This is a genomic window from Nocardioides sp. Root122 (genome assembly GCF_001425025.1).
In the GTDB taxonomy this organism is placed as follows: domain Bacteria; phylum Actinomycetota; class Actinomycetes; order Propionibacteriales; family Nocardioidaceae; genus Nocardioides.
The window spans coordinates 252,623-279,129 of record NZ_LMDE01000001.1 but is presented as its reverse complement, the minus strand read 5'-3'; the positions used below and the strand labels follow the sequence as shown (position 1 = coordinate 279,129).

Genomic DNA, 26,507 nt, shown 5'->3' with positions numbered 1-26,507 from the left:
CGCTCGTCACGACTGACGCCGGTCGGGATGGATCGACGTCGAGCGCTCGCGTACGCCGCTGAGCTCGTCGAGCCGGGCGACACCCGTCCACCCGTTGTAGGTGTCCCCGTGCAGGCCCTCGGCCTCGGCGAGGTCGCTGCTGTTGGTGTAGAAGCCGCACTCGTCGCCGGCGACCGTGGAGACGGCGATCTCCGCGCCGCGCCACGTGGCGAGGGTGCTGACGCTGAGGAGGTCGTCGATGTCGGACATCTCGACACGGATCTTGCGCCCGTGCTCGTCCGACACCCAGACATGCTCCCGGCCGGAGACGACCTTCACCTCCTTCCCGTCGATGACGGCGTAGTGGCCGCTCGACCTCACCTCACCCATGGGTGGACGTCCCCTTGACGGGAGCGGTGACCCGACCGGCCAGGACGCGCAGGTCGTCGGCGCGGAGGCCGGGCCAGCCGTGCACCAGGGCGAGCCACTCCTCGGGCAGTGACGACGCACCGTGGGCGGCACCGAGCAGGGCGCCGGCGATGGCCGCGACCGTGTCGGTGTCGTTGCCTGCGTGCACCGCCGCCACCAGCGAGCCGACTGATGGGGACCCCACCCCCACCGGGTGACGTACGGCCGACCAGGCGGCCTGCAGCGCCGTGACGACGAACCCGTTGGGCGAGAAGTCCGCGGGCTCACCACGCTCGGCGTCGGCGATCCAGCCGGCCCACTGGTCGCGGCGCTCCGTCGGGATCTCGGCGACGAGGTCGCCGAGGTCGGGCACCTCGCCGCTGAGCACGGCGTGGCGGATCGCGAGGCACCAGAGCACGCACGCGTCCCCGGCCAGCGGGTCGGCGTGGGTGAGGCCGGAGATCGCGCGAGCCTGCGCGGCGAGTGCGACGGGATCGTCGAGGAAGGCGAGCGCGACTGGGGCCGTGCGCATGAGGGAGCCGTTGCCGGCGGTGTGACCGGTCTGCGCGTGCAGGGCGTACGACGCCAGCCGGGCCTCCTCCGCCGGCCGGGTGGCCGTGCCGGCAACCAGACCGGTGAGCACCGACCGCGTCTGGTTGCCGACGTCGGTGGCACCCTCGCGCAGCCAGCCGACCCAGCCCTCGACGACACGGTCGAGCGCCGCCTCGTCGCGCAACCCGTGGTCGGCCGCCACCTGCGCGACCACCACGGCCATCTGGGTGTCGTCGCTCCACTCGCCGGGCGCGTAGGGCCCGAGCCCGCCGCCGATCATGCGGGGCACCTCGCCCGGGCCCAGGGGCGCCGAGCCGAACTCGTAGGGCACGCCGAGAGCGTCGCCGCACGCGGCGCCGAGGAGGACGCCCTCGACCCGGTCGGACAGGTCCGGCGCCGACGCGTCCGGACCGGTCACGCGATGTCGCCCGCGAACTTGCCCGCCTTGGGCGCCGGGACGGGCTCGCGCAGTGCGGCCTCGAGGATCGCGCGGCCGATCTCCTCCTGGAGGGCGGCGAAGTCGACAGCCTCCGGCTCGACGCCGGGCTCCACCGTCGACGGGTCACCGGGGTCGAACTCCTCGACGATCGTCACGCCGAGGTCCTTGACCCGGACCCGGGTGACGAGGGTGAACACGGTGCCCGGGAGGAAGACGACCTCGCGCTCCTCGCGGGCCGCGGAGAACTGCTCGATCGAGCGACCGGTGCGGCTGAGGATGGCGTAGACCGCCTCGGTGGTGAAGTTGTCGGTCGCGACGCGCGGGTCGCGCGAGCCCGACAGCAGCCGGTCGCTGACGTGGGCGCGGCCTGGCCAGCGCTCATGGCTGCGGGCCTCGCAGCCACGGAACACCAGACCCTCGTGGGGCGGGAGCTGCTCCAGCGTCGAGAGCAGCGTCTCCAGGTCGGGGGTCTGGGTCACGGCTGTCCCTCCATGTTGGTCTGCAGGGTCCACTCCTGGGGATCGGGCGGTCCGTCCACGCGGCGCGCGAGCACCGCCACCGTCAGCGTCTCCACCCGCACCCGGCCATTGTCCTTCGGCGCCCAGTCGGTGCCGTCGGCGCGCGTGCAGGCCCACACCTCGCCGGCCAGGTCGACGACCAGCTCGTCCTGCCCGCGTGCCCGGCGTACGCCACCGAGCGTGCCCTCCACCTGCGGCTCCTCGCCCTTGCCGACCAGCACCCGCTCGCCGGGGCGGGTGTGGAACTCGTAGGAGGTGACGTTCCAGTGGGGGTGGTCGTCCCGCTTGACCCTGCTGAACTCGGGCAGTGGATCGTCCTTGTGCGCCTCGCGCGCGGCCGCCCAGTCGCGGGCCGCCCAGTCGGCGATCTCCGCGGGGGTCATCTTGTCCAGGTCGTCGCGACCACTCACGGGATCTCCCTCACCACGAGCTGGCGGATGCCGTCCGGCCCCACCGTGTTGCTCAGCACCTCGAACTCGGTGCCGCCACGGAACAGGATCTCAGCCTCCGACCTCGCGGCGGAGAAGGGGCCGACGTTGCTGCCCGAGTGTCCCTCGATGGTGATCCGCGTCGGGTTGTCCTTACCGAGGTTCATGAAGCCCTCGGCGACGTTGGGATTGGTCGAGCTGCTGGTGAACGCACCGTCGGAGAGGTTGCCGCCGTTGTCGATGCGGTCGACCACGGAGTCCGGGAGGTTGGTGCCGCGATAGGTCGTGCCGTCGTACTTCGGCAGCTGGTCGAGACCGTGGTTGGTGGCGTCGATGCGGTTCTGGACCGACGGGTCGATCGGGCCGTCGCCGCGCATCGCGTTGTTCATCGTGTCGTAGCCGTTGTCGGTCGTGTAGTCCCAGATGCCGCGGATGCCGTCGCGGTCGAGCTCGGGGTGCTGGGCGCTGACGTCGTCGAGCCAGGAGTCGAGCCCGGGGTCGTCCAAGTGGCGCCACGTGCCCTGAGGAGCCGCGTCGATGTTGTCGTACCTGTTGAGGTCGGCGAGGTTGTCGAGCTTGTTGAGGTCGGACAGGTTGTCCAGCTTGTTGAGGTCCGACAGGTTGTCGAGCTTGTTGAGGTCGGCGAGGTTGTCCAGCCTGGACAGGTCGCTGAGGCCGTCGAGCAGGTCCGCGCCGCCCTTGGCGCCGCGGGTGGCGAGCGCTCCGCTGCCTGCGGTGGCGACGGCGACGACTGCGTCGGGCACCAGGTGGCCGATCGCGCGGGCCGGGTCGTCGGCCCAGGTGTCCCAGTCGAGGAGCGACTTGCCGAGCTCCTTGCCGAAGCCGACGGGGTCGGTCGTCAGGCCGGTGTAGATGCCCTGCGCCATGTCCCACGCGCTCTCCGCCGACAGCTCGTACTTCTTCATCAGCTCCTCGGGCGTGAGGTCGCCCGTGGCGAGCTTGTAGGAGTCGATGACGAGGTTGACCGGGCTGAACGGCACCATCGTCAGCAGGTCCCAGACCGCCTCTCCCGCGCCCTCGAAGATGCCGCCGACGAACTTCAGGCCCGACTCCCACCAGCTCGGCTCCTCCGGGGCGTCCGCGCAGCCGGCCTTCACCTCACCGGCGCAGACGTGGGCGGCGTTGTCGAGGTCGGCCCGCGCGGCCGCCAGCTCGCTGAGCGCGGCCTGCTGGATCGGGTCGCCCCAGTCGTGGAAGGGCTCGGCCTGGTCGGTGCCGCCGCTGCTCCAGTAGGCCCGCATCTTGCCCATGTAGGTGTCGTACTGGGTGCGTGCGCTGGCCGACTCGCGCTGGCCGCGCTCGTACTCCTTGCGCGCCCACTCGGCCCGGGACTGCGCGTCCTCGAGCTGGCCGGCGTACGTCGTCAGCCCCGCGGCCGCCTTCTTGAAGCCGTTGCCCGCCTTGACCCAGCGCTCGGGCTCGAGGTCGTGGGCCTCGCGGAACTCGTCGGCCGCGCGGCCGGTCCAGCCCGAGACGTCGATCTTGCCGAGGGCGTCGCCGGTGTCGTAGAAGAGCTGGCCCTTCTGCTCCATGGTGAGCGCCTTGGAGCGGATGTTGGCGGGGTTGCCCTCGATCTCGAAGTCGGGCATCTCACATCACCTTGATCGCCGCGATCGTGCCCTTGAGGCCGGAGAGCGCGTCGTAGCCGGCCTTGTCGGTCTCGAAGTAGTTCATCGCGATCTTGCCGAGACGTCCGGCCATCTCCTCCACGTCCTGGCAGAGGTTGTTGACGCCCTCCTCCCAGCGGTTCTTGAACTCGTCGAGCGCGTCCCAGACCACGTCGCTGCCGACGTCGCCCTTGCCGGGCACCAGGTCCTCGACGTCCTTGTCCTTGAAGAGCTTCACGGTGTCGTTGAGCCCCTGGGCGGCCTTGCCCATGCTCTCGAGGTCGACTTCGTAGTCGTAGGACGGCATGGCTGTGGGGTTCCCCCTGACGGGCGCGCTCAAACCGGCTGAACTCGGGCATCGTGGGGGGTGTGAACCCGCCCGCGCGGGGTATGGGTCACGCGACACCCGATCTGGAAGGGGGCGGCCGTGGCCGTCGGACTCGTCTATGCCGAGATGCAGGCAGCCGCCCAGGCAGCGGCGGATGCCGTCGAGCCGCTGCAGCAGGTGCTGCGCGACCTCGGCGCCACCATCGAGAGCGAGGCCGGTGCGGGCTTCAAGGGGCAGGCCGCCGCCGGGTTCGGCGAGGCGATCAACGAGTGGTTCAACGTCGCGGTGACCCTCGGCCCGATCCTCGAGGGCTACTCCCAGAACCTGATGTACGTCGCCCAGGAGCACGCCACCAACGACGTCGCCCAGGCCGAGCGGGCCGGCCAGCTCGCCGACCGCCTCGGCGGTGGTCCGCGGTGAGCGAGCGCGGGCTGGTCGTGCACCAGGGCTCCCTCTCCTCGATGGAGACGGCCCTGGCCGACGCGACCACCGCCATCACCCAGCAGATCGACGAGCTGCTCGAGGAGGTCGAGCGCCTCACGCCCAGCTGGGAGGAGTCCAGCGAGTCCCACGCGGCGCACCTCGAGCACCAGCAGAAGCTGCGCGACGGCGTGAAGCAGCTGACCGACGCCCTCGATCAGGTCACGCAGAAGCTCGCGACCTACCGCGAGGACGCGCGCGAGATCGAGGTCGAGAACGTCGCGATCGTGAACTGACCCGCCGCGCGTCCGTGAATGAAGTTACCTGCGGGTAGGATTCTTCTCACTCGTACGCGCCCTGCCGTCGGCACCGTGGACCGCCATATGCTCCGGCTCGTACGCCCCGACCGAGGAGCAGTCCTTCATGCAGATGTTCGCGATCGTCGTCTCGCTGGCCGCCACGGCCGTCGCCGTGGTCCTCACCACGCGCGCCGTACGCCACATGGTCGGCGTGATCCGCAGCGGCCAGCCGGTGTCGCGCAGCAACGACCCGGCAGCGCGCCTGCTCCACATGCTGAAGGAGTCGGTGCTCCACACGCGGATGCTCCAGTGGCACTGGATCGGCATCCTGCACTGGTTCGTCTACGCCGCCTTCATCTTCCTGTCCTCGGCGGTGATGGCGGGCTACGTCCAGCTGTTCGACCCGATGTTCGAGATCCCGGTCGTCGGCAAGTGGTACATCTACGGCTGGGCCGCCGAGGTCCTCGGCCTGCTCGGCACCCTCGGCATCATCGCGCTGGCGATCTACCGCCAGGTCAAGCACCCGCGCTCGCTCGGGCGCCGCAGCCGCTTCTTCGGCTCCAACTTCTGGCAGGCCTACTTCGTCGAGGCCATGGTGCTCCTCGAGAGCGCCGCGATCCTGTTCATCCGCGGCGCGGAGTACAAGCTCCACGACGGCACCAAGCTGCACTTCCCGCTGAGCCACCTCGTCGGCGACTGGTTCTACCCCGACTCCGAGCAGGCACTGAAGAACATCGTGTTCTTCGTGGCGATGGTGAAGATCACCTCCGCGATGATCTGGCTGATCGTCATCGCGTCCAACCTGACCATGGGCGTGGCGTGGCACCGCTTCACCGCCTGGTTCAACATCTTCTTCAAGCGTGAGTCCGACGGCAGCACGGCGCTCGGCGCGATGAAGCCGCTCACCTCCGACGGCAAGGCCGTCACGCTCGACGACATCGACGACCTCGACGAGGACTCGGTCCTCGGCGCCGGCAAGGTCGAGGACTTCTCCTGGAAGGGCATCCTCGACTTCACCACCTGCACCGAGTGCGGCCGCTGCCAGTCGCAGTGCCCCGCCTGGAACACCGAGAAGCCCCTGTCGCCCAAGCTCCTCATCACCAGCCTCCGCGACCACGCGTACGCCAAGCACGACGGCGTCGAGGGGCACGCCGATCGCGCGCTGGTGGGCGTGGGCTCGAAGGGCGAGTCCGCCGGCTCGGGCACCGACGTGCTCGACTACTTCTACAACCCCTCCGACGGCGACTTCGTCATCGACGAGGACGTGCTCTGGAGCTGCACCTCCTGCGGCGCGTGCGTCCAGCAGTGCCCCGTCGACATCGAGCACGTCGACCACATCATGGACATGCGGCGCTACCAGCTGCTGGTGGAGTCGAACTTCCCCGCCGAGCTCAACCAGCTGTTCAAGGGCCTCGAGAACAAGGGCAACCCGTGGAACATGTCGCCCTCGGGCCGCCTGGACTGGGCCAAGGGCCTCGAGTTCGACGTCCCGGTCGTCGGTGACGACCTCGAGTCCCTCGAGTCGGTCGACTGGCTGTTCTGGGTCGGCTGCGCCGGCGCCTACGAGGACCGCGCCAAGAAGACCACCCGCGCGGTCGCCGAGCTGCTGAACATCGCCGGGATCTCCTTCGGCGTCCTGGGCAACGGCGAGACCTGCACCGGCGACCCGGCCCGCCGCGCCGGCAACGAGTTCGTCTTCCAGGGCCTGGCCCAGCAGAACGTGGAGACCTTCAAGGAGTACAAGGTCAAGAACGTCGTCTCGACCTGCGCCCACTGCTTCAACACGCTCAAGAACGAGTACAAGGACTTCGGCATCGAGCTCGAGGTCGTCCACCACACCCAGCTGCTCAACCGCCTCGTCCGCGACGGCAGGCTGACGCCGGTCAAGGACGGCGCAGGCGCAGCGAAGCGTTCGATCACCTACCACGACCCCTGCTACCTCGGGCGCCACAACGAGGTCTACTCGCCGCCGCGCGAGCTGCTCCAGGTGCTGCCCGGCGCCGAGGTCGTGGAGATGGAGCGCAACTCCGAGCGCTCCTTCTGCTGCGGCGCCGGCGGCGCGCGCATGTGGATGGAGGAGAACCTCGGCGAGCGGATCAACGTCAACCGCACCAAGGAGGCCGTCGGCACCGGCGCCGACCAGATCGCGGTCGGCTGCCCGTTCTGCCGCGTGATGCTCTCCGACGGCCTCACCGCCCAGCAGGCCAAGGGCGAGGCCCGCGAGGAGGTCGAGGTCCTCGACGTCGCGCAGATGCTGCTCGCCTCCGTGAAGGGCGAGCAGGCGACCAAGGCCGCCCCCGGCTCCTCCCCCGCTGCCGCTCCGGCCGCAGCCTCCGCCGCGACCGCCCCTGCTAGCACTGACGTGGCCACCAAGGACGAGCCCGAGACCGGCGACGTCACCATCACCGAGGACACGGTCACCGAGACCGCGGACGCCGGGCCGGCCGCCAAGGCGTCGGGGGGCTCCTCGCTCTTCGACACCCCGGCCGACTCGGCCGGCTCCACGGGCTCGACCGGCGGGGCGGGCGGCTCGCTGTTCGACACCCCGGCGCCGAACGCGAAGGCGACGCCGGCGGAGTCCGGCGGATCGCTGTTCGACACCCCGGCACCGGAGCCCGCCGCCGCGGAGGCGAAGCCTGCCGAGACCGAGGCTGCCGCGCCGAAGCCTGCCGAGAAGCCCGCGGCCGACCTGGGCACCGGCGGATCGCTCTTCGACCTCGGTACGCCGGCGGAGCCCGAGGCCGCTCCTGCTGCACCGGCCGAGGCCGCAGCGCCTGCCGCAGCACCTGCCAAGGAGGCGGAGCCGGCCGCAGCGCCGGCCGCAGCGCCGGCCGCCGACCTGGGTGGCGGCGGCTCGCTCTTCGACATCGCCGCACCCGAGCCGGACGCTGCTCCTGCGGCTGCCGCCCAGCCCGAGCCCTCGGCGCCATCTGCGGCCGAGCCGGAGACGGTCAGCGAGCCGGAGACGGAGCAGGCGCAGGCGGCTACGGAGACCCCGGCCGCGCAGTCGGAGGCACCCGCCGCGACGCCGGCCGCGACGCCGGCCGCGACTCCGGCCGCCAGCGGCACGACGTCCACGCCGACCACCGACGCCGACCTGTCCAGCCTCGGGTCGTTGTTCGACCTCGAGGCTCCCGCGGCCCAGCCCGCCCCTGCGGCGCCGGCAGCAGCGGACGCCGGGGAGCCCGAGGCTGCGGCCGGGACGGAGACGGTCACCGAGACGGCGTCGGTCGCCACCGACGACGACCCGGAGACGATCCTCGACTCCGAGGACGCGCCCGAGCCCGAGCCGGATGGCCAGCCCGAGACGGTCGCGGAGGTCGCGACCGAGGCCGCACCGGCACCGGCCAGTGGGACGACCTCGACGCCGAGCACCGACGTGGACCTCAGCAGCGTCGGATCGCTCTTCGACATCGAGGCACCGGCCACGGTCGCCGCTCCGGCAGCTGCCGCGGCACCCGCTGCCGCACCCCAGGCAGCCGAGCCGGCGCCGGATGCGGCACCCGAGGGCACCGCGGAGCCCGGGGCGGCGGCCGAGCCCGACGCCCCGGAGCCCGACGCCGCCCCGGACGCAGCGACCGAGCCGGCGCAGGCGCCGAGTGCGCCGCCGAGCGGTGCCGACCTCAGCCAGGCCGCCACCTTCCGCGACCCCGAGGACGTGCCGGCCCAGGACGAGGTCGAGGCCCCGGCTGAGATCCCGGCTGAGGGCCCGGTCCCTGCCGCTGCCGAGGAGCCGGAGCCCGCCGCGGACGAGGACGAGGACGACGTGCCCGCAGAGGAGCAGCCGGCCGCGAAGCCGGGCGCCCCCGACGGCCCGGCGCACACCCCGCGCACGGACGTCGACATCAGCGGGTCGGGATCGCTGTTCGACCTCTGACCAGTCGGCCTCCCTGCCGACCCAGGACCACCGAGCCGGCGCATCTGCTCACCCCACGTTGCAGACGCGCCGGCTCGGTGCCGTTCGGGCCCGCGTCACCGTGACATCACCCTGACCGTGGCGTGATGTCATAAAGGTGTTGACATGACGTCAGAGTGATGTCACTCTGGTGCACATGGACATCACCCCCTACGTCGACACCCTCCGCCGCGACCTCGTGGCAGCGGCCGAGGCCGGGAGCGACGAGCTCAAGCAGGCGGCCGAGCGGCTGGCGTACGCCCTCGACCCGAGCGCCCGCCTGGCGTTGATGGAGGCCATCTCCCACGCCGCCGCCGAGATCACCGCGGAGCTGCCCGAGGGCAGCGTCGACGTGCGGCTCGTCGGCCGCGAGCTCGACTTCGTGGTCGAGGTGGCGCCCCCGAGCGCGATCCCCGCCCCGCCCCCGCCGCCCGCAGCGCCGTCCGCGCCCGAGGAGGACGACGGCGACCTCGCCCGGATCACCCTCCGGATCCCGGAGGCGGTCAAGGCCCGCGCCGAGGAGAAGGCGGCCGCGGCCGGCCAGAGCCTGAACACCTGGATGGTCGGCGTGGTCCGCAGCGCCACCAACGAGCACTCGATCAACGTCGACATCGACCTGAGCAGCGTGCCTTTCGTGGGCTACGACCCGTTCGCCGCCAACCGCAAGCAGGGCAACCGCCGGATGAGCGGCTGGCTCTGACGCCCGGGCCCTGACCCGGGCCCCGAGATCCCCGCCCGAACGGACCGGCACCTGGCCGGCCCGTGGGACGAGCACACCCGACGACCAGTCCGACCCGACCGACGGAGCCACCGATGAGCAACCAGCTGGACCTCACCTTCGACACCCCCGAGCCGATCGACCTCTACGTCGAGAACGGGCGCGGCACTGTCGACGTCACGGCCACGAGCACCACCGAGACGACCGTGCGCATCACCGGCGAGCGCGCCGAGGAGTACGACGTCAGAGACCTCGGCGACCGGATCGCGATCATCGCCCCGCCGCGCAACGGCATCTTCGCCCGGGACGCCCGCGCCGAGATCGTCGTCGAGGTGCCCGTCGCGAGCGGCCTCAACGCCAAGGTCGGCAGCAGCGACCTCGCCGCGCACGGCCGGTTCGACGACACCCGCGTCGACAGCGGTTCGGGCGACGTCTCGCTCGACGTCGTCGACGGCGACACCGTCGTCCAGTGCGGCTCCGGGGACCTCGTCGCCGAGCACCTGGCCGGCAACGCGCGGATCAAGTCCGGCTCGGGCGACATCGTCGTCCGCCGTGCGGACTCGCACCTGCTGGTGACCACCGGCAGTGGCGACGTGCGCGTCGAGGCCGCCGGCGACGAGCTCGCCGTCAAGACCGGCTCGGGCGACGCCCTGGTCGGCAGCCTGGCGGGCGAGGCGATCTTCACGACCGGCTCGGGCGACCTGGTCGTCCACCGGGCAGCGTCCGGCCGAGTGACCGCCAGGACCGGGAGCGGCGACGTCCGCATCGGCGTCGCCGCGGGGACGCCGGTGTGGACCGACATCCGCACCGCGAGCGGCCGCCTCGCCTCGGACCTGCCGAGCACCGGTCAGCCCGGCCCCGACCAGCCCTACCTCGAGGTGCGCGCCACCACTGCCTCGGGCGACGTCACCCTCCACCAGGCCTGACCGGACGACGCCGCCCACACCCTCCACCCACCGAGACCACCGAAAGGAGCAGGGCCATGTTCAACTCACTCACCGACATCGAGCTCGTCGCCCGGCACCGCATCGCCGAGCGCGTGCGCTACTCCCCCCGCGCACCCAAGCGCGGCTGACGCACCACCACGCTGCGGCGTCGCGCCGAGGCGGGAGGACGGGCCGGACCCCGGTCAGGACCTCATCGCCACGCCGCGGCGCCAGTAGCCCATGAAGGCCACCCGACTGCGGTCGAAGCCGAGCTCGTTGACCAGGTGCCGGCGCAGGCCGGTGACGACCTTCGACTCCCCGGCGATCCACGCGTAGGTGCCACCGATCCCGTCGAGGTCGCCGGGCAACTGCTCACCGGACGAGGAGTAGAACGGCGTCTCCCACAGGTCGGGGTCCACCTCCTCGGCGTCGACCTCGACGGTCGCCCCCGGGATCCCGAGGTGGGCCACGACGGCGTCGTGCAGCCCGGCGCCGAGCTCCTCGCCCTCGCGGGCCAGCCACACGACCTCGACGCCCGCGGGGCGCCGTACGCGCTGGACGTCGGCAGCCAGGGGCACCTCGAGGAAGGCGATCCCCCGCGCGTCGTCGGGCAGCTGCTCGAGGACCGAGCAGATCGCCGGGACGGCGGTCTCGTCGCCGACGAGCAGCAGGTCGGCCGCCGGCGGCGGGGTGAACTCGATGCCGCCGTAGGGGTAGCCGCGACGCGGCGCGAGCACCACGAGCCGGTCACCCGGGGTCGCGGCCGAGGCCCACGTCGAGCCCGGGCCCACGAGGTCCCCCTCGAGGTGCAGCACCATGTCGACGACGAAGGTCGTCTGCTCGCCGGAGCCGCGCACGTCGCGGATGGTGTAGGTCCGCATGTGGCCGCGCTCGCCGGCCGGCTGCTCGAGCCAGGTCGCGAACCACGACTCGTCGGCCCCCTGGGTGGAGGTCCGCCGGCCCGTGACCGGGTCGGGGAAGACCAGCTTGATGCGCTGGTCGTAGCGCGGGCCATCGACGCCGAAGTCGGCCAGCTCGGGGCCACCGAGCTCGACGCGCACGAAGGTCGGGCTGATCCGCTCGACCGAGACGACCTCCAGGTCGGCGAACAGCATGGGCAGGGTCGCGGACGTCACGGTCATCGGTTCTCCTGGTGCGGCTGGGGCGTGGGGGCGCGGTGGGGGCGGTGGCGGCCCACGGGGACCACCAGGGGCGTGTGCGACACCGGGTCCTCGATGACCCGGTTGTCGAGGCCGAAGACGGTCCGGACGACCTCCTCGGTGACGACCTCGCGCGGCGTGCCCTCGGCCGCGACCGTGCCCTCGTGCAGCGCCACGAGGTGGTCGGCGTACCGCGCGGACAGGTTGAGGTCGTGCAGCACCATCACGATCGTGGTGCCACGCCGCGCGTTGAGCTCGGCGAGCAGGTCGAGCATCTCGACCTGGTGGGCCACGTCGAGGTACGTCGTCGGCTCGTCGAGCAGCAGCAGGTCGGTCCCCTGGGCGAGGGCCATCGCGATCCACACGCGCTGACGCTGACCGCCCGACAGCTCGTCGACGGCCCGGTCGGCGAGGGCGTAGGTGTCGGTGAGGACCATCGCCTCCTGCACCGCGGCCCGGTCCTCGGGGGACCAGCGGGTGAAGACGCCCTGGTGCGGGTGCCGGCCGCGGCCGACGAGGTCCGCGACCGCGACGCCGTCGGGTGCGATCGGGTTCTGCGGCAGCAGTCCCAGCACCTGCGCGACCTCCTTGGTCGGGCGGCGGTGGATCTCCTCGCCGTCGAGCAGCACCGAGCCGCCGTGCGGTCTCACGAGCCGAGCGAGTCCCTTGAGCAGCGTCGACTTGCCGCACGCGTTGGGGCCGACGACGACGGTCACCTTGCCGTCGGGGATCGCGACACTGACCTCGCGGACGACCGTGCGGTCGCCGTAGCCGAGGCTCACGCGGTCCGTGAGCAGCCTGGTCGTGGACGTGGTGGTCATCCGGTCCTTCCCGTCGCGGCGCCGCGCGCCAGCAGCCAGAGCAGGAACGGCCCTCCGACCGCTCCCGTCACGATCCCGACGGGCAGCACCACGTCGGGGATGAGGTACGCCGCCACGTGGTCGGCGAGCAGCATGAGGGTCGCGCCGACCAGGGCTCCGCCCAGGAGGCTGTGCCGCCCGCCCAGCAGCGCCCGGGCGATCGGGCCGGACATGAACGCCACGAACGCGACCGGACCTGCGGCCGCGACCGCGACGGCGGTGAGCAGCACCCCGACCAGCAGCAGCGCGTCGGTACGGTGGCGCCCGACGCCCAGCCCGGCGGCGGCGTCCTCGCCGAGCTCGAGCGCGGGCAGCGACCTGGCCAGCACGGCCAGGGTGGGCAGCAGCACCGCAAGAGCGGCCGCGAGCACGCCGATCGTCGACCACGGGACGTTGTTGACGCTGCCCACGAGCCAGCGCAGCGCGAGCTGCACGTCCCAGGTGCTGGAGCGGGCGAGGAGGTACTGGACGACCGACCCCATCGCGGCGGCCACGCCGACGCCGACGAGCACGAGGCGGTAGCCGCCCGTGGTGCCGGCCACCCACCGCACCAGTGCGGCGATCGCGACGGCCCCGACGACGGCGAACAGCGAGACCGCGCCGTCGCGCAGTCCGAGGGTGAGCAGCGCGAAGATGCCGGCCGCGCTGGCGCCCAGGCTGACGCCGACGATGTCGGGGCTGGCGAGCGGGTTGCGCAGCACGAGCTGGAACAGCGAACCGGCCGCCCCCAGGGCGAGGCCGACCAGCAGGGCGAGCACCGCCCGCGGGAGCTTGGACTCCATCAGGATGAAGGTCGAGACCGGGATCTGCTCCCCGAGGAGGATCCGGAAGAAGTCCGGCACGGTGAACGTGTAGTCGCCGAGCAGGACGCGCACCGCGAACGCCGCGACCAGCGCGACACCCAGACCACCGAGGGCCAGCCGCCGGCGGCGTCGCGGCCGGCGGGTGAGGGTGCGCAGGTCCAGGTCGAGCTGGGGTCCGACCTGGGGTCCGACCGCAGGATGTTCGTGAGGAACGGGGTCCCCGCGGCGTTGTTCGGAGGAGCACAGCGGAGGAGAAGAAGGTCGTGGGGTGTTCACATGCCCATCCGTCCGCGGCGTACGAGGAGGAGGAAGAAGGGCACGCCGATGACCGCCGTCATGATCCCGACCTGCACCTCGGACGGCGGCAGGACGATGCGCCCGGCGGTGTCGCCGAGCAGCACGAGCACCGCCCCGAATCCGGCACTGAGCGGGAGCAGGTGCCGGTGGTCGGATCCGGTGCGGGTGCGGACGAGGTGGGGGACGATCAGCCCGACGAAGGCGATCGGCCCGGCGGCCGCGGTGGCGGTGCCGGCCAGCAGCACGATCGCCAGGCCGACGAGGATCCGGTCGCGGGTGGTGTGGCGGCCGAGCCCGGTGGCCATCTCCTCACCGAGCGCGAGGGCGTTGAGGGTCCGGCTGAGCGCCAGTGCGAGGAGCGTGCCGACGAGGAAGACCGGGGCGAGCGAGACGACGAGGTCCCACGGCCGGCCGCCGATCGAGCCGACCTGCCAGCGCCGCATGATGTCGAGCGCGGTCTGGTCGACGAGCTGCACGGCGATCGTCCAGCTGCTCGCGGCCGCGGCGAACGCCGCGCCCGCGACGGTGAGCTTGGCGGGCGTCGCCCCGTCGCGGCCGATGCCGGCGATGGCGTGGACCGCGACCGAGGCGACGGCCGCACCGACCAGGCCGAGGACGACGAAGGCCCAGATCCCGCCCGCGCCGAGGAAGGAGATGCCGAGCACGATCGCGAGCGCGGCACCCGAGTTCACCCCGAGGATGCCGGGGTCGGCGAGCGGGTTGCGGGTCAGGCCCTGCATGCAGGCGCCGGCCACGCCGAGCGCCATCCCGACGAGGAGGCCGAGGACCGTCCGGACGGCGCGGACCTCGATCACGGTGCGGTCGGGCCCGGCCTCGAGGACCGCGGTCGGGGAGACCAGCCGGGACCCGAGGAGGAGCGACGCGAGGGCGGCCGCCACCAGCAGCCCGAGCAGCACGGCGTACGCCGTCGCGGGGCCGGCCGCGGAGGTGCTCCGCGGCCGGTCCAGCAGCTCGATCCCGGTGGTGGCCGTCATCTCAGGTCTCTCGCTCGTCCGGGGGCGATCAGGGGGTGGAGCCGTCGCCGTCGACCGCCGCGGCGACCTTCGGGACGAACATCTCCATCGCGACCGGGATCGACAGCGGCGAGGGGGCCGAGAGGCCGATGGACTCGATCGGGTCGACCTGGGCGTACCAGCGGTTGTCGGCGACGGCCGGGATCTGCTTGACCAGCGGGTCGTCGGCCAGCTCCTTCACGTTGGCCTCCGAGGTGGCGTAGGTCAGGAACACGTCGGCGTCGAGCTGGGCGGTGCGCTCGGAGGAGATGTTGAACAGGAACTGGCCCGGCTCGCTGCGCTCCTCGACGAGCGGGGAGTTCTCCATGCCGAGCTCGACGAGCAGGCGGGGGCGGTTGTCCATCGTCGTGTAGACGTAGAACGACGAGGGGTCGGCGTTGGGGCCGGCGAAGGTGAAGGTCCTGCCCTCGAGCTGCGGGAACTCGGCGGCGGTGTCGGCGATGACCTGCTCGGTGTCCGCCTGGACCTGCGCGGCGAGCTCGGAGCGGCCGAGCGCCTGGCCGACCATCTCCAGCGACTCCTGCCAGGTGGTGTTGTACGGAGCCTCGGGGTAGGCGACGACCGGGATGCCGGCCTCGGTCAGCCGGTCGTACTCCTCCTGGGTGATGCCGGACTGGGTGGCGGTCACGAGGTCCGGCTGCAGCTTGACGATCTGGTCGACCGGGACGCCGTCGGCGGTGCTGAACCGCTTCGGCTGCTCGGCCCCCTCGATGTCGCCGAGGGCCTCGTCGAACCAGTCGGACGACGCGTTCTCGTTGCCGGCGTACTCGATCTTGTCGGCGCCGATCGGGACCACGCCCAGCGACAGCGGGTAGTCGGCCTCGGCGTAGCCCACCGCGACGACGCGCGTCGGCTCGGACTCGATGGTGGTCTCACCGAGCGCGTGCTCGATGGTGACGGGGAACGCGTCGGCCTCGGCGCTGGTGGTGGCCGTGGGCTCGCCCTCGCTGGCGGTCGAGTCGGTGGAACCGGTGCTGCAGCCGGTGAGGGCTGCGACCAGCAGGGAGGCCGCGGCGGCCTTGAGGGCCGTGGGCGCGAGCGTTCGCTTCATCGTGTCTCCGGAACGGGTAAGTGAGGCTGACCTAACTTAGGACAGCCTAACCACACCTGCCGGTGCGTGGGGCACACGGGTACGGCCTGGCCCACGATGTGGACCGGCCGAGCCGGTGACCGGGCACTTAGTCCCCGTCCAGAACGGTGACCGGGCACTTCGTCCCCGTCCGGCGGCAAGGACTGACGGGCGCGGCGATGTCCGTGGGAAGAGCGTCGCGCTCACCGCGTTCAGAACGCAGGGGACCAGGTCCCTTGTGGAGCGGATGACGAGATTCGAACTCGCGACATCGACGGTGAGCAGAGCGTCGCGCTCGGCGCGTTCAGAACGTAGGGGACTACGTTCCTTGTGGAGCGGATGACGAGATTCGAACTCGCGACATCGACCTTGGGAAGGTCGCGCTCTACCAACTGAGCTACATCCGCAGTGCCGTCCGGGGACGGCGGGCCGAACGATACCGGACCGGGGCTACCGCACGCTCGACAGGCTCGGGTGCTTCGCCGAGACGGTGTCGCCGGAGGAGCGGCCGGTGAGGCGGCGGTGGACCCACGGGACCAAGAACTCGCGCGTCCACTGGGCGTTGGCGCGCCACTGCTGGCGGCGGTCGAGCACGGGCAGGGGACCGACCTCGACCGGCTCGAGGCCGTGCTCGACGCCGATCGCCTCGAGCACCGCGTGGGCCATGTGGGTGTGGCCGGAGGAGTTGAGGTGCATCCGGTCGGTGTCCATGACGCCGGCGATCTCGATGTCGCGCATCCGCCACATGTCGACGATGGTGGCGCCGTGCCGGTCGGCGATCTCGCGCACCCACTCGTTGAAGATCGCCATCCGGCCGCGCACGGGGCCGTAGATGCCCCCGGCGCCGGGGTCGAAGATGGTGAACATGACCACCGTTGCGCCGGTGGTCGCGAGCCGCGCGACCGCCTCGTCGTACATCACGGCGAGGGCGTCGAGGTCGACCCGCGGGCGGAGCACGTCGTTGCCGCCGCCGTGGATCGTGATCAGGTCGGGCTGCAGCGCGATGGCGGCGTCCACCTGTTCGGCCACGATCGGGCCGAGCTTGCGCCCGCGGATGGCGAGGTTGGCGTAGCCGAAGTCGTCGGTCTGCTGCGCGAGCACCTCGGCGACGCGGTCGGCCCAGCCGCGCAGCCCGTTGGGGCGGGAGGGGTCGGGGTCGCCGACGCCCTCGGTGAACGAGTCGCCCAGGGCGACGTAGCGGTGGAAGGTCACTGATCCATTGTGCCGGTGGGGTGTCGGCCGCTCCCAGGTGGTGGGGCGTGGTTTCGAGGCTCGCTCCGCTCGCACCTCAACCACCGAGTGACGTCTGCGGCTAGGTTGGCCGCGTGCTGCTCTCCGACCGTGACATCACCGCCGAGATCGACGCCGGCCGGATCGCGCTCGATCCGTGGGATCCCGCGATGATGCAGCCCTCGAGCATCGACGTACGCCTCGACCGGTTCTTCCGCGTCTTCGAGAACCACCGCTACCCCGACATCGACCCGATGGCCGACCAGTCCGACCTGACCCGCGAGGTCGAGCCCGAGGGCGACGAGCCGTTCATCCTGCACCCGGGCGAGTTCGTGCTCGGCTCGACCTACGAGGTCATCTCGCTGCCCGACGACATCGCGGCACGCGTCGAGGGCAAGTCGTCGCTGGGCCGCCTCGGCCTGCTCACCCACGCTACCGCGGGCTTCGTCGACCCCGGCTTCTCCGGGCACGTCACCCTGGAGCTCGCCAACGTCGCGACGCTCCCGATCAAGCTCTACCCGGGCATGAAGATCGGCCAGTTCTGCTTCTTCCGGCTGTCCTCGCCCAGCGAGCACCCGTACGGCTCGGAGAAGTACGGCTCGCGCTACCAGGGGCAGCGCGGGCCCACCCCGAGCCGCTCGTTCCAGAACTTCCACCGCACGCCCATCTGAGACGGTCACCACCCCGGACGGGGACGAAGTGCCCGGTCACCACCCCGGACGGGAACGAAGTGCCCGGTCACCTGTGAGACGGAAGTGAGACTTGCGCCTTCTGGGGCCACAGAGGACAGTGGGGCGTCCGTTGTTCTCGGATCGAAGGTCCTTCCCCATGCCTGCCCTTCCCCGTTTCCTCGCCCACCAGATCGCCGGCGGTGACCGCACACGCCCGCTCTGGCGGCACCCCGTCACCATCGCCGCGGCGGCGCTCGCGCTGACCCTGGGGGCCGTCCCGTTCCTGCCCGACGGCGGCGACGACGACGGCTCGATCGCCCCGACGGCCGAGACGACCGCCGCCCCGGGCACGGTCGGCCGGGGCAAGGTGACCCGCGCGATGCAGGCCGAGATCGACCGCGTGCTCGCCGAGGGCGCCGGGCTCGACCGCGCCCAGGGACGTACGGCGCTCGCGCGGGCGTCCGTGCGCTGCGCGGTCTTCGACGGCCAGCGCTACTGCCTCGGCTTCGGCTGGACCAACCAGTCCCGCGAGGCCCTCGCCGCCCGCCTGGTCGCGCGGCCGACGTTCGGGCGGGAGCGCACCGGCGACCTCGACGCCGACGGGATCATCGCCCGCAACAACGCGCGCAGCGCGATCGCCCGCACCGACTCCGAGCGCGCGGAGCTGACCATGGCCGCCCAGTCCGTGGGCAAGGTCTGGATGCTGCGCCACGAGATCCAGGGCGTCGAGCTGCCGGACGACTTCGCGGCGAGGCACCCCGAGGTCGCGATGTCCGACCTGACCGGGGGCGACGAGCGCGGCGGGTTCGGCAACAACTACCCCGAGAAGTTCTCCATCCTCAAGGAGTCACGCATCCTCGCGCAGAACCAGACCTGGTGGTGCGGTCCCGCGACGATGCAGGCCATTGGCTGGAGCTCGAGCAAGCAGCGCAAGAACCAGTCCTACTGGGCCCGCCGCCTCGGCACCACCACCGACGGCACCGCCATCACCGACATGGTGCGCGTGGTGAACAACAAGACCGACTACGACGCCAAGGACAAGGCCGGCCCCTACGTCGTCCTCGACATCAGCGACTTCACCTTCAAGCAGTGGTACCGCCTGATGATGCGCCACGTCCACGACTACCGCGCGCCGGTCGTGCTCCATCCCGTCCTGCTCAAGCAGTACTACCCCTACCTCGACGACGACGCGAGCGGGCACTTCCAGGTCGGCCGCGGCTTCGACCAGAACCCGGGCGGCAACCCGCAGCTCGGCTGGTTCGAGCCGTGGGACCAGTCGCGGTTCGACCCGAGCGAGCCGCGGATCGGCCGCGTGCAGTGGCGCAACGCCTACCGCTCCTACCGCGCCAACCTCGACCACTTCCAGCACAACGTGGGCGTCTGACGTGCGCGTGCGTACGACGGTCGCGCTGGCGTTGCTCGTCGGCCTCGCCGGGTGCGGCAGCACCGGGGACCCGGACGACGACGCGCCGCCCACGGCACCGACGAGCTCGACCAGCGCGCCGACCGGCGAGCCCTCCCGCACTGGCGGGAGCGCGGACGATCCCGAGGTCGCCGAGCCCGTCGAGCACGTCCTCGACTGGAAGAACACCGGCGTGCCGCCCGGCGCCCGCTACGTCCGCGGTCCCGAGTGGGAGGCCCTGGGCAGCCGCGGCGACAGCACCGTCGACCTCGCCAGGGACGGCGACTCGGTGGGCATCGCCGCCGGACCCGGACGCACCGTGTCCGAGGTGCTGATGAGCGCCGCGTGGGCCGTCGTCGTCCGTCAGGACAAGGCCGAGACCCGCCCGAGCGAGGTGGACGTGGTCGACCTCGCCACCGGCAAGAAGTCGACACTGGTCGGACCCACCCCCGCCAGCGGCGGTTCGTGGGCGCTGGTCGACGGCGACCTCTACTACCCGACGTACGGCGACGACCGGGCGTACTGCCTGGCGACCAGCGCCCTCGCCGACAGCAACGGCGAGGACGGCTGGTGCGCGCCTTCCCGCACCGGCTGGTCCGGTCTCACGGCCAGCGAGCACGGCATCGGGATGATGACCTTCGACGACGCCCGGCCGGTGGCCTGCCGGACCCTCACCGTCCTCGACGCGAGCGGCGTGCCGCAGCCCGTCACCGGGCCGGCGGAGTGCCTCGGCTGGGACGTCGCCGCGACCGCCGACGGCGCGATCTGGTCGGAGGTGCCGAAGCCACGACGCCAGGAGGAGGCGACCTTCCACGCCTCGGCCGGGGACGGCTTCTTCGACCTCGGTCCCGGCGCGACAGGGTCCCTCGTGCCGTGCGGCGACTCGGTCTTCTTCGTCCGCGACCCGCAGACCCCCGACGAGCCCGCACGACTCATGCGCTGGACGCCGGACCACACGCTCGAGATCGCCTACGAGACCACGTCACGCGGCAACGCCTTCATCGCCGAGCCGGTCTGCGGCGGCGGGGTGCTGTCGATCTCCGCGATGGGCGAGCAGGGCGACGAGCAGGTGTGGGCCAGCGTCGCCTAGCCTTCGAGGGGTGAGCTTCACCGGATTCCCCGTCGCTGCGCTCGACTTCTACGACGACCTCGAGATGGACAACACCAAGTCGTTCTGGGAGAGCCACAAGCACGTCTGGAAGGAGTCGGTCGTGGCACCGATGAAGGCGTTGATGGCCGAGCTCGAGCCGGAGTTCGGGACGGCCAAGGTGTTCCGTCCCTACCGCGACGTCCGGTTCGCCAAGGACAAGACGCCCTACAAGACCCACCAGGGCGCCTTCGTCGCCGCAGGCCCGCGGACGGGGTGGTACTTCGAGATCTCCCCGCGCGGCACCCGCGTCGGCGCCGGCTTCTACGACGCCGACGGCCCCGCGCTGGCCGCGATCCGCGACGCGATGGCCGCCGATAAGACCGGCACCGCACTCGAGCGACTGCTGAGGAAGCTCGAGAAGGACGGCTTCGAGGTCGGTGGCGACCGGCTGAAGACCTCGCCGCGCGGCTACGACGCCGACCACCCGCGCATCCACCTGCTGCGCCACAAGCAGCTCTTCGTCGGCCGGTCCTACGGCTTCGAGGCCGACGCCATCGGCGCCGGCCTCGCCGACCGGGTCCGCGCCGACTGGAAGGCGCTGCGCCCGCTCGTCACCTGGCTCCGCGCGGTCCGGGTCGACTGATCCCTACGGGGCGAACCAGACGTCGCTGGTGGCGATGTCGACCAGTTCCGGGATGGTGATCGGCGGTGCGTCGGCCAACGTCGTGGAATCCTTCGCCACAGCGGCGTTGCAGGAGGTCACGTAGATCTCCCAACCGCCACGGAACTGGTTGGCGCCCTGGCAGGTGACGCCGTCGGCGAGCGTGGGTCCCCACCGGATCATCGGCTCCGACGGCGGGGCCAACACGCACACGCCCCCGATCTGTCCTGCCTGCTGGGCACAGGTCCTCTCGTCGAGAGGCTCCGCACGCTCGAGCCCGAGCGTGGTGAGCATCCCGTCGTAGGTGAACTCCACCCGCTTGAGGTCGGGCTGGTCCACCACGCTGACCGTGGGCTCCGGTCGCTCGCCCCACTTCGTCCCGATGAGGTCGACCACCATGGCCGGCATCTCGTCGGCCCCGAAGCCGGCGAGCTCCACGTCGGCGGGCTCCGCCGGGGCCGTCGGACTCACGGTCGGCGCCTGTGTGGCAGTGGCGCTCCCGTCGGTGGCGAAGCCGGGGTCCGGGGCGCTGTCCGCAGCGCCCAGCCGGGGTACGACGGCCGCCAGCCCGCCGACGACGCCGATCACGGCGAGCGAGGCGACCGTCGTACCGATCCGGGCGCGGCGCTGGCGCGAGCGGCCGCGGGTGATGCCGCCGACGACGAGGCGGTCGACGTCGGGGGTGAGGCCGTCACTGGCCCGGCGGAGCAGCTCGGTGACGCCGGTGTCGTGCGCAGTCATGGAATCCTCCTCAGGTTTCCAGCAGGTCGCGGAGGGACGGGCCCAGCACGGCACGGAGGCGGTCGAGTGCGCGGAGGGTGCGGTTGCGCACCGCGCCCGGGCTGACCCCGAGCGCGTCGGCCGTGTCGGCCACCGAGACGTCCTCGAGGTAGCGCAGGACCAGGCCCGCCCGGCCCAGCGGCGCCAGCTCGTCGAGCGCTGCGCGGAGGGCGATCCCGGTGGCGGCGTCTCCACCGGGTCCGACCCGCTCGGGCAGGTGCTCGATCGGTGTCTCGTGGGTGCTGCGTCGGCGCTGCGCGCTGAGGTACGTACGCGCGAGCGTCGTGTGGGCGTAGGCGACGGGGTGCTCGATCGGTGCGCCCAGGCGGCGGTGCCACCGGACGTAGACCTTGGCCAGGGTGTCCTGGACCAGGTCCTCGGCCCGGTGGGCGTCGCCGCACATCAGCCACGCGGCGCGATAGAGCTGGGGCGTCCGCGCGACGGCGAACTCCTCGAACTCCTCGCTCGTGCAGGGCATGTCTCTCCTGAGTGATGAAGGACGGTGGTGAAGGGTGGTGGTGAAGGACGGTGGTGCTTCGGCGTCACCCGGTGAGACGCACTCAACCACCCGTCGCGTCACAGCCCAGCGGCACGTTCTTCCCGGCAAGGCCGCCTGCCGTTCACGTCGGGGACGCGTGACGGGGTCAGGCTCGCGCCATGGCCAAGCGACTGTTCCTGCTGCACATCGGCCCCGAGCCGGTGGACGTGTCCGCGATGACCGACGCGCTCGCCCTCGGGCGGATCGCGGTCCCCGACGCGTCCGCCGAGGCGTTCGCGCACGCCGGCATCGAGATCCGCCGTACGCACAAGACGGCCGGCCTGCGACGCAAGCAGGTCGAGGGCTCGTGGGCCGCCGTGTGCCGGCGCGCCTGGAAGACCCGGTCCGACTGCTTCGTCAGCGTGCCCGACTTCTTCGACGCCTCACCCGAGCAGGCCGCGCTCGCCCTCGACGGCCTCGCCGACTTCCGGGTCGTGCTCGTGGTGACGAGCGGCTTCCACGTCGAGCCTCCTGCCGCGTGGCTCGGGCTCGTCAAGGACGGTCGCACGCACGTGCTGCCCTCCCACCTCACCGACGAGCAGCTCGCCGCCCAGGTCGCACGCATCGCGTTGATCGAGGAGGAGGCGCGGCTCGAGAAGCGGCTGACCAAGATCTCCAAGCGCCGCCGCCAGGTGAACCGCAAGCTCGCTGCGTGACGGTCGCCGGCGCGACCGGGTCGACCTGCGGTCGAGCAGGTCAGTGCGGCTGCCAGGCGTCGTCGTCCTCGGTGAGGGCGGCGACCCCCTGAGGCAGCGCGCCGTCGGCGAGGTCCTGGATGGAGACCTGCTCGAAGACCGCGCGCAGCGAGCTGCGGGCGGCGATCCACACGTGCTGCAGCACCTGGGCCGAGTCGTCGTACTCCACCGCCTCCGGGCGCAGGCCGTAGACCGACACGAGCGGGCCGTCGACAGCACGGATCACGTCGGCGACGGTGACCGAGCTGGGCTGGCGCGCGAAGCGCCAGCCGCCGGACTGCCCGCGCTGCGACACCACGATGTCGGCGCGGCGGAGGTCGGCGAGGATGGCCTGGAGGAACCCGTGCGGGATCCCCTGGGCCTTGCCGAGCTGCTCGGCGCTGACGGCCGTCCGGTCGGCGCGCACCGCGATCTCGATCAGGGCCCGGAGGGCATAGTCGGCCTTGGCGGATACGCGCATAAGGCCAGTTTGTCAGATATGTCTGCCGAGTCAGTGGTGCTTGTGGTGCTCGGGCGCCGCGACCTCAGGCCGGCGCACCCTCGAGCTCGCGCTCGTCCACGACCGCGGCCTTGGCGAGGCGCTCCTGCTTGACCGCCCAGGTGATGCCCGCGATCCAGAGGACGAACACGACGGCGGCGACGGCGGCGACACCGACACCCGGCACACCGACTGCCTCGAGCAGCGTCCTGGAGTTGGTCAGGATGATCAGGCCACCGGCGGCGGTGCCGAGGACGCGGGCGGCGAGGTGCTTGACCAGCCAGGCGGCGACCGGCGCGGCGATCACACCGCCCGCGAGGAGCGCGCCGGCGTAGCCCCAGTTGATGTTCTGCGCCCCGAGGCCGAGGAGGAAGCCGAGCGATCCGCCGACGGCGACCACGAACTCCGAGGTGTCGATCGAGCCGACCACCTTGCGCGGCTCCAGGCGGCCGCTCGAGAGCAGCGAGGTCGTGCCGACCGGGCCCCAGCCGCCACCGCCGACGGCGTCGAGCGTGCCGGCGACGAGGCCCATCGGGGCGAGGAAGAGCGCGGAGGGGTGGCCCTTGAACGTCGGTCGCGCGCCGCCGAGACGCAGGAAGCGGTAGACGACGTAGAAGCCGAGGCTCAGCAGGATGACGGCGACCACCGGCTTGGCGACCGCGGCGTCGAGGTTGGAGAGCAGGGTGGCGCCGAGGAAGGCACCGACGAAGCCCGGCAGGGCCAGGATCGAGACGGTGCGCCAGTCGACGTTGCCGAGCTTGTGGTGCGAGGCACCGGACACCAGCGAGGTGCCGATCTCGGAGAAGTGGACCGCGGCCGAGGCGGCGGCGGGCGCGACGCCGGCGGCCAGCAGGAGGGTCGAGGAGGTCACGCCGTAGGCCATGCCCAGGGAGCCGTCGATGAGCTGGGCGATCAGGCCCACCACGCCGAGCACGATGAGCTTGCGCATCCGCAGGCTCCTTTCGGGGTCGTCGATCAGGTCAGCACGTCGTGACCATGTTTGTCACGCGACAGACTAGACATACTTTGGGTGATAGACAAAATCAACCTTGCCCTCGGCGCCTCCCGTCGCGGTCGCGCGGCGCCTGTGACGGGCGACATGGGACGTTCGTGTTGCGTCGCGAGCGACGGCGAGGCATCATTTTGTTACCCGCGAGTAGCCCATGCCCTCGCGCCCCCGACCGCGACACGGAACAGGTGGAAGCTGTGAGCCACTACAAGACCAACCTCCGCGACATCGAGTTCAACCTCTTCGAGGTGCTCGGCCGCGACGAGGTGCTCGGCACCGGACCCTTCGGTGAGATCGACGGGGACAGCGCACGCGAGATCCTCCGCGAGGTCGAGCGCCTCTCCCGCGAGGACCTCGCCGCGTCCTACGAGGACAGCGACCGCAACCCGCCCGTCTTCGACCCGGCCACGCACACCGCCCCCGTGCCGGAGTCGTTCAAGAAGAGCTACCAGGCGTGGATGGACTCCGAGTTCTGGCGCCTCCAGGTCTTCGAGGAGATGGGCGGCACCCCCGCCCCGTCGTCCCTGATCTGGGCCCTCGGCGAGATGGTGCTCGGCGCCAACGCCCCCGTGTGGATGTACGCCGCGGGCCCTGCGTTCGCCAACGTGGTCCACCGCAACGGCAACGAGCGCGACCGCTTGGTCGCCCAGTACATGGTCGACCGCCAGTGGGGCTGCACGATGGTCCTCACCGAGCCCGACGCCGGCTCCGACGTGGGTGCCGGCCGCGCCAAGGCCGTCGCCAACGACGACGGCTCGTGGAACATCACCGGCGTGAAGCGCTTCATCACCAGCGCCACGCACGACATGAGCGAGAACATCATGCACCTCGTCCTCGCGCGCCCCGAGGGCGTCGAGGGCGTCGGCGGCCCCGGCACCAAGGGCCTCTCGCTCTTCTGGATGCCCGAGCACCACTTCGACCTCGAGACCGGCGAGCTCACCGGTGAGCGCAACGGCGTCTACGTCACCAACGTCGAGCACAAGATGGGCATCAAGGTGTCCAACACCTGCGAGGTCACCTTCGGCGACCCGCAGGTCGGTGGCGGCGAGGCCGCGAAGGGCTGGCTGCTCGGCGAGGTGCACGACGGCATCGCCCAGATGTTCCAGGTCATCGAGAACGCCCGCATGATGGTGGGCACCAAGGCCATCGCGACGCTGTCGACCGGCTACCTCAACGCCCTCGACTACGCCAAGGAGCGCGTCCAGGGTGCCGACCTGACCCAGGCGGCCGACAAGACCGCGCCGCGCGTGACGATCACCCACCACCCCGACGTACGCCGCTCGCTGATGACGCAGAAGGCGTTCGCCGAGGCGATGCGCGCCCTGGTGCTCTACACCGCCACCTGGCAGGACCAGGTGATGGTGGCCGAGCACGCCGGCACCGCCGACTCCGACGAGGCGCGCCTCGCCGCCGCGGTCAACGACCTGCTGCTCCCGATCGTCAAGGGCTACGGCTCGGAGCGCTCGTGGGTCCTGCTCGGCACCGAGTCGCTGCAGACCTTCGGCGGCTCGGGCTTCCTCCAGGAGTACCCGATCGAGCAGTACGTCCGCGACGCCAAGATCGACACCCTCTACGAGGGCACGACCGCGATCCAGGGCCAGGACTTCTTCTTCCGCAAGATCGTCAAGGACCAGGGCCGCGCGCTCGGCCACCTGGCCAAGGAGATCGAGGGCTTCATCGCCTCCGAGGCCGGCAACGGCCGCCTCAAGAACGAGCGGGCCCTGCTCGCCACCGCGCTCGAGGACGCCAACGCGATCGTCGGCCACATGATCAACGACCTGATGTCCTCGCAGGACGAGCTCCGCAACATCTACAAGGTCGGGCTCAACACCTCGCGCCTGCTGATGGTGCTCGGCGACGTCGTGTGCGCCTGGCTCCTGCTGCGCCAGGCCGACGTGGCCCTGCGTGCGCTGGCCGGCGAGGTCTCGGCCAAGGACAAGGCCTTCTACGAGGGCAAGGTCGCCGCCGCCCAGTTCTTCGCGCAGACCAACCTGCCGAAGATCAGCGCCGAGCGCGCCATCGCCGAGGCGACCACCCTCGAGCTGATGGACCTCGACGAGTCCGCCTTCTGATCCGACACCTCGCTCTCGGTGGTCGAGGTGCGAGGGGCGCCAGCGACGAGCCTCGAAACCCATGAAGTCATGTGGTTTCGAGGCTCGCTGCGCTCGCACCTCAACCACCGAGAAGGCGGT

General features: G+C 71.6%; 27 protein-coding genes and 1 tRNA gene. 11 read left to right on the top strand and 17 right to left on the bottom strand.

The genetic code is table 11. The features are described from left to right. Nucleotides 1-6: 6 nt before the first annotated feature. From ASC64_RS01295 to ASC64_RS01270, 6 genes are read right to left on the bottom strand one after another with little or no spacing between them, the layout of a single operon-like run. On the bottom strand, nt 7-369 hold the full coding sequence (locus tag ASC64_RS01295; protein ID WP_056905710.1) for a hypothetical protein: 363 nt from the start codon (nt 367-369) through the stop codon (nt 7-9). Next, complete coding sequence (locus tag ASC64_RS01290; protein WP_235563465.1) at nt 362-1,357, bottom strand: ADP-ribosylglycohydrolase family protein; 996 nt, start codon at nt 1,355-1,357, stop codon at nt 362-364. Before ASC64_RS01290 ends, ASC64_RS01295 begins: the two co-directional genes overlap by 8 nt. Beyond that, a complete protein-coding gene (locus ASC64_RS01285; protein WP_056905709.1) occupies nt 1,354-1,857 on the bottom strand; it encodes an ADP-ribosyltransferase domain-containing protein in 504 nt (167 codons plus the stop codon). Before ASC64_RS01285 ends, ASC64_RS01290 begins: the two co-directional genes overlap by 4 nt. Beyond that, the gene (locus ASC64_RS22270; protein ID WP_056905708.1) at nt 1,854-2,306 is read right to left on the bottom strand and encodes a hypothetical protein; all 453 of its coding nucleotides are present in this window, start codon (nt 2,304-2,306) and stop codon (nt 1,854-1,856) included. Before ASC64_RS22270 ends, ASC64_RS01285 begins: the two co-directional genes overlap by 4 nt. Further along, nucleotides 2,303-3,934 (bottom strand): putative T7SS-secreted protein, encoded by a 1,632-nt coding sequence (locus tag ASC64_RS01275; RefSeq protein WP_056905707.1) that lies wholly within the window; start codon nt 3,932-3,934, stop codon nt 2,303-2,305. The genes ASC64_RS22270 and ASC64_RS01275 overlap by 4 nt, the downstream gene beginning before the upstream one ends. Before the next feature lies 1 nt (nt 3,935). Beyond that, nucleotides 3,936-4,259 (bottom strand): hypothetical protein, encoded by a 324-nt coding sequence (locus ASC64_RS01270; protein WP_056905706.1) that lies wholly within the window; start codon nt 4,257-4,259, stop codon nt 3,936-3,938. A gap of 120 nt (nt 4,260-4,379) precedes the next feature. Between ASC64_RS01270 and ASC64_RS01265 the strand changes: the two genes are divergently transcribed. The 5 genes from ASC64_RS01265 (at nt 4,380) to ASC64_RS01245 (ending at nt 10,538) form a co-directional block, all read left to right on the top strand. Further along, entirely contained in the window at nt 4,380-4,700 is a 321-nt protein-coding gene (locus ASC64_RS01265) for a WXG100 family type VII secretion target (RefSeq protein ID WP_056905705.1), read from the top strand. Next, nucleotides 4,697-4,996 carry a WXG100 family type VII secretion target gene (locus tag ASC64_RS01260; protein ID WP_056905704.1) on the top strand — a complete coding sequence of 100 codons (300 nt, stop codon included), beginning with the start codon at nt 4,697-4,699 and terminating at the stop codon, nt 4,994-4,996. The genes ASC64_RS01265 and ASC64_RS01260 overlap by 4 nt, the downstream gene beginning before the upstream one ends. A gap of 127 nt (nt 4,997-5,123) precedes the next feature. After that, on the top strand, nt 5,124-8,876 hold the full coding sequence (locus ASC64_RS01255; protein WP_056905703.1) for a heterodisulfide reductase-related iron-sulfur binding cluster: 3,753 nt from the start codon (nt 5,124-5,126) through the stop codon (nt 8,874-8,876). 175 nt (nt 8,877-9,051) lie between these two features. After that, on the top strand, nt 9,052-9,594 hold the full coding sequence (locus ASC64_RS01250) for a toxin-antitoxin system HicB family antitoxin (protein WP_056905702.1): 543 nt from the start codon (nt 9,052-9,054) through the stop codon (nt 9,592-9,594). 113 nt (nt 9,595-9,707) lie between these two features. Beyond that, complete coding sequence (locus tag ASC64_RS01245; RefSeq protein ID WP_056905701.1) at nt 9,708-10,538, top strand: DUF4097 family beta strand repeat-containing protein; 831 nt, start codon at nt 9,708-9,710, stop codon at nt 10,536-10,538. 203 nt (nt 10,539-10,741) lie between these two features. Here ASC64_RS01245 and ASC64_RS01240 read toward each other — a convergent pair whose 3' ends face one another. The 7 genes from ASC64_RS01240 to ASC64_RS01210 all read right to left on the bottom strand — a co-directional run bounded on the left by ASC64_RS01240 (nt 10,742) and on the right by ASC64_RS01210 (nt 16,973). Continuing rightward, on the bottom strand, nt 10,742-11,680 hold the full coding sequence (locus tag ASC64_RS01240; RefSeq protein WP_056905700.1) for a siderophore-interacting protein: 939 nt from the start codon (nt 11,678-11,680) through the stop codon (nt 10,742-10,744). Beyond that, nucleotides 11,677-12,519, bottom strand: a complete 843-nt coding sequence (locus ASC64_RS01235) for an ABC transporter ATP-binding protein (protein ID WP_056905699.1) — start codon at nt 12,517-12,519, stop codon at nt 11,677-11,679. The genes ASC64_RS01240 and ASC64_RS01235 overlap by 4 nt, the downstream gene beginning before the upstream one ends. After that, on the bottom strand, nt 12,516-13,637 hold the full coding sequence (locus ASC64_RS01230) for a FecCD family ABC transporter permease (protein ID WP_235563464.1): 1,122 nt from the start codon (nt 13,635-13,637) through the stop codon (nt 12,516-12,518). Before ASC64_RS01230 ends, ASC64_RS01235 begins: the two co-directional genes overlap by 4 nt. Then, nucleotides 13,634-14,653, bottom strand: a complete 1,020-nt coding sequence (locus tag ASC64_RS01225; RefSeq protein WP_082550098.1) for a FecCD family ABC transporter permease — start codon at nt 14,651-14,653, stop codon at nt 13,634-13,636. Before ASC64_RS01225 ends, ASC64_RS01230 begins: the two co-directional genes overlap by 4 nt. A 28-nt stretch (nt 14,654-14,681) precedes the next feature. Continuing rightward, on the bottom strand, nt 14,682-15,743 hold the full coding sequence (locus ASC64_RS01220; protein WP_056905698.1) for an iron-siderophore ABC transporter substrate-binding protein: 1,062 nt from the start codon (nt 15,741-15,743) through the stop codon (nt 14,682-14,684). Nucleotides 15,744-16,092: 349 nt separating this feature from the next. Further along, nucleotides 16,093-16,168, bottom strand: a tRNA-Gly gene (locus ASC64_RS01215). 43 nt (nt 16,169-16,211) lie between these two features. Next, entirely contained in the window at nt 16,212-16,973 is a 762-nt protein-coding gene (locus ASC64_RS01210) for an SGNH/GDSL hydrolase family protein (protein WP_056905697.1), read from the bottom strand. A gap of 113 nt (nt 16,974-17,086) precedes the next feature. Between ASC64_RS01210 and dcd the strand changes: the two genes are divergently transcribed. From dcd to ASC64_RS01190, 4 genes are all read left to right on the top strand, one after another. Next, entirely contained in the window at nt 17,087-17,662 is a 576-nt protein-coding gene (gene dcd / locus ASC64_RS01205) for a dCTP deaminase (RefSeq protein ID WP_056905696.1), read from the top strand. Nucleotides 17,663-17,819: 157 nt separating this feature from the next. Continuing rightward, nucleotides 17,820-19,046 (top strand): hypothetical protein, encoded by a 1,227-nt coding sequence (locus ASC64_RS01200; RefSeq protein ID WP_056905695.1) that lies wholly within the window; start codon nt 17,820-17,822, stop codon nt 19,044-19,046. Nucleotide 19,047: 1 nt separating this feature from the next. After that, on the top strand, nt 19,048-20,154 hold the full coding sequence (locus tag ASC64_RS01195; RefSeq protein ID WP_056905694.1) for an LptM family lipoprotein: 1,107 nt from the start codon (nt 19,048-19,050) through the stop codon (nt 20,152-20,154). 10 nt (nt 20,155-20,164) lie between these two features. After that, nucleotides 20,165-20,797 (top strand): DUF2461 domain-containing protein, encoded by a 633-nt coding sequence (locus ASC64_RS01190; RefSeq protein WP_056905693.1) that lies wholly within the window; start codon nt 20,165-20,167, stop codon nt 20,795-20,797. Between the two features lie 3 nt (nt 20,798-20,800). Here the strand turns inward: ASC64_RS01190 and ASC64_RS01185 are convergent, their stop codons facing one another. After that, on the bottom strand, nt 20,801-21,556 hold the full coding sequence (locus ASC64_RS01185) for a hypothetical protein (RefSeq protein WP_056905692.1): 756 nt from the start codon (nt 21,554-21,556) through the stop codon (nt 20,801-20,803). 10 nt (nt 21,557-21,566) lie between these two features. Continuing rightward, entirely contained in the window at nt 21,567-22,073 is a 507-nt protein-coding gene (locus ASC64_RS01180; protein WP_056905691.1) for a SigE family RNA polymerase sigma factor, read from the bottom strand. A gap of 179 nt (nt 22,074-22,252) precedes the next feature. Here ASC64_RS01180 and ASC64_RS01175 point away from each other — a divergent pair, with 179 nt between their 5' ends. Next, the gene (locus tag ASC64_RS01175; protein WP_056905690.1) at nt 22,253-22,789 is read left to right on the top strand and encodes a hypothetical protein; all 537 of its coding nucleotides are present in this window, start codon (nt 22,253-22,255) and stop codon (nt 22,787-22,789) included. Between the two features lie 40 nt (nt 22,790-22,829). Here the strand turns inward: ASC64_RS01175 and ASC64_RS01170 are convergent, their stop codons facing one another. Both ASC64_RS01170 and ASC64_RS01165 read right to left on the bottom strand, forming a co-directional pair. Next, entirely contained in the window at nt 22,830-23,288 is a 459-nt protein-coding gene (locus ASC64_RS01170; protein ID WP_056905689.1) for an RrF2 family transcriptional regulator, read from the bottom strand. Between the two features lie 64 nt (nt 23,289-23,352). Then, nucleotides 23,353-24,255: a sulfite exporter TauE/SafE family protein gene (locus ASC64_RS01165; protein WP_056905688.1), complete on the bottom strand. Its 903-nt coding sequence runs from the start codon at nt 24,253-24,255 to the stop codon at nt 23,353-23,355. Nucleotides 24,256-24,512: 257 nt separating this feature from the next. On the opposite strand from ASC64_RS01165, the gene ASC64_RS01160 reads away from it, so the two are divergent. Then, complete coding sequence (locus ASC64_RS01160; RefSeq protein ID WP_056905687.1) at nt 24,513-26,387, top strand: acyl-CoA dehydrogenase; 1,875 nt, start codon at nt 24,513-24,515, stop codon at nt 26,385-26,387. Nucleotides 26,388-26,507: the final 120 nt, after the last annotated feature.

Excerpts from the sequence above, each read along its gene's own strand:
- ASC64_RS01240 (WP_056905700.1), bottom strand. The coding sequence starts at position 11,680 with ATGACCGTGACGTCCGCGACCCTGCCCATGCTGTTCGCCGACCTGGAG.
- ASC64_RS01245 (WP_056905701.1), top strand. The coding sequence starts at position 9,708 with ATGAGCAACCAGCTGGACCTCACCTTCGACACCCCCGAGCCGATCGAC.
- ASC64_RS01165 (WP_056905688.1), bottom strand. The coding sequence starts at position 24,255 with ATGCGCAAGCTCATCGTGCTCGGCGTGGTGGGCCTGATCGCCCAGCTC.
- ASC64_RS01250 (WP_056905702.1), top strand. The coding sequence starts at position 9,052 with ATGGACATCACCCCCTACGTCGACACCCTCCGCCGCGACCTCGTGGCA.
- ASC64_RS01225 (WP_082550098.1), bottom strand. The coding sequence starts at position 14,653 with ATGACGGCCACCACCGGGATCGAGCTGCTGGACCGGCCGCGGAGCACC.
- ASC64_RS01170 (WP_056905689.1), bottom strand. The coding sequence starts at position 23,288 with ATGCGCGTATCCGCCAAGGCCGACTATGCCCTCCGGGCCCTGATCGAG.
- ASC64_RS01255 (WP_056905703.1), top strand. The coding sequence starts at position 5,124 with ATGCAGATGTTCGCGATCGTCGTCTCGCTGGCCGCCACGGCCGTCGCC.
- ASC64_RS01200 (WP_056905695.1), top strand. The coding sequence starts at position 17,820 with ATGCCTGCCCTTCCCCGTTTCCTCGCCCACCAGATCGCCGGCGGTGAC.
- ASC64_RS01180 (WP_056905691.1), bottom strand. The coding sequence starts at position 22,073 with ATGCCCTGCACGAGCGAGGAGTTCGAGGAGTTCGCCGTCGCGCGGACG.
- ASC64_RS01185 (WP_056905692.1), bottom strand. The coding sequence starts at position 21,556 with ATGACTGCGCACGACACCGGCGTCACCGAGCTGCTCCGCCGGGCCAGT.
- ASC64_RS01175 (WP_056905690.1), top strand. The coding sequence starts at position 22,253 with ATGGCCAAGCGACTGTTCCTGCTGCACATCGGCCCCGAGCCGGTGGAC.
- ASC64_RS01295 (WP_056905710.1), bottom strand. The coding sequence starts at position 369 with ATGGGTGAGGTGAGGTCGAGCGGCCACTACGCCGTCATCGACGGGAAG.
- ASC64_RS01235 (WP_056905699.1), bottom strand. The coding sequence starts at position 12,519 with ATGACCACCACGTCCACGACCAGGCTGCTCACGGACCGCGTGAGCCTC.
- ASC64_RS01275 (WP_056905707.1), bottom strand. The coding sequence starts at position 3,934 with ATGCCCGACTTCGAGATCGAGGGCAACCCCGCCAACATCCGCTCCAAG.
- ASC64_RS01220 (WP_056905698.1), bottom strand. The coding sequence starts at position 15,743 with ATGAAGCGAACGCTCGCGCCCACGGCCCTCAAGGCCGCCGCGGCCTCC.
- ASC64_RS01270 (WP_056905706.1), bottom strand. The coding sequence starts at position 4,259 with ATGCCGTCCTACGACTACGAAGTCGACCTCGAGAGCATGGGCAAGGCC.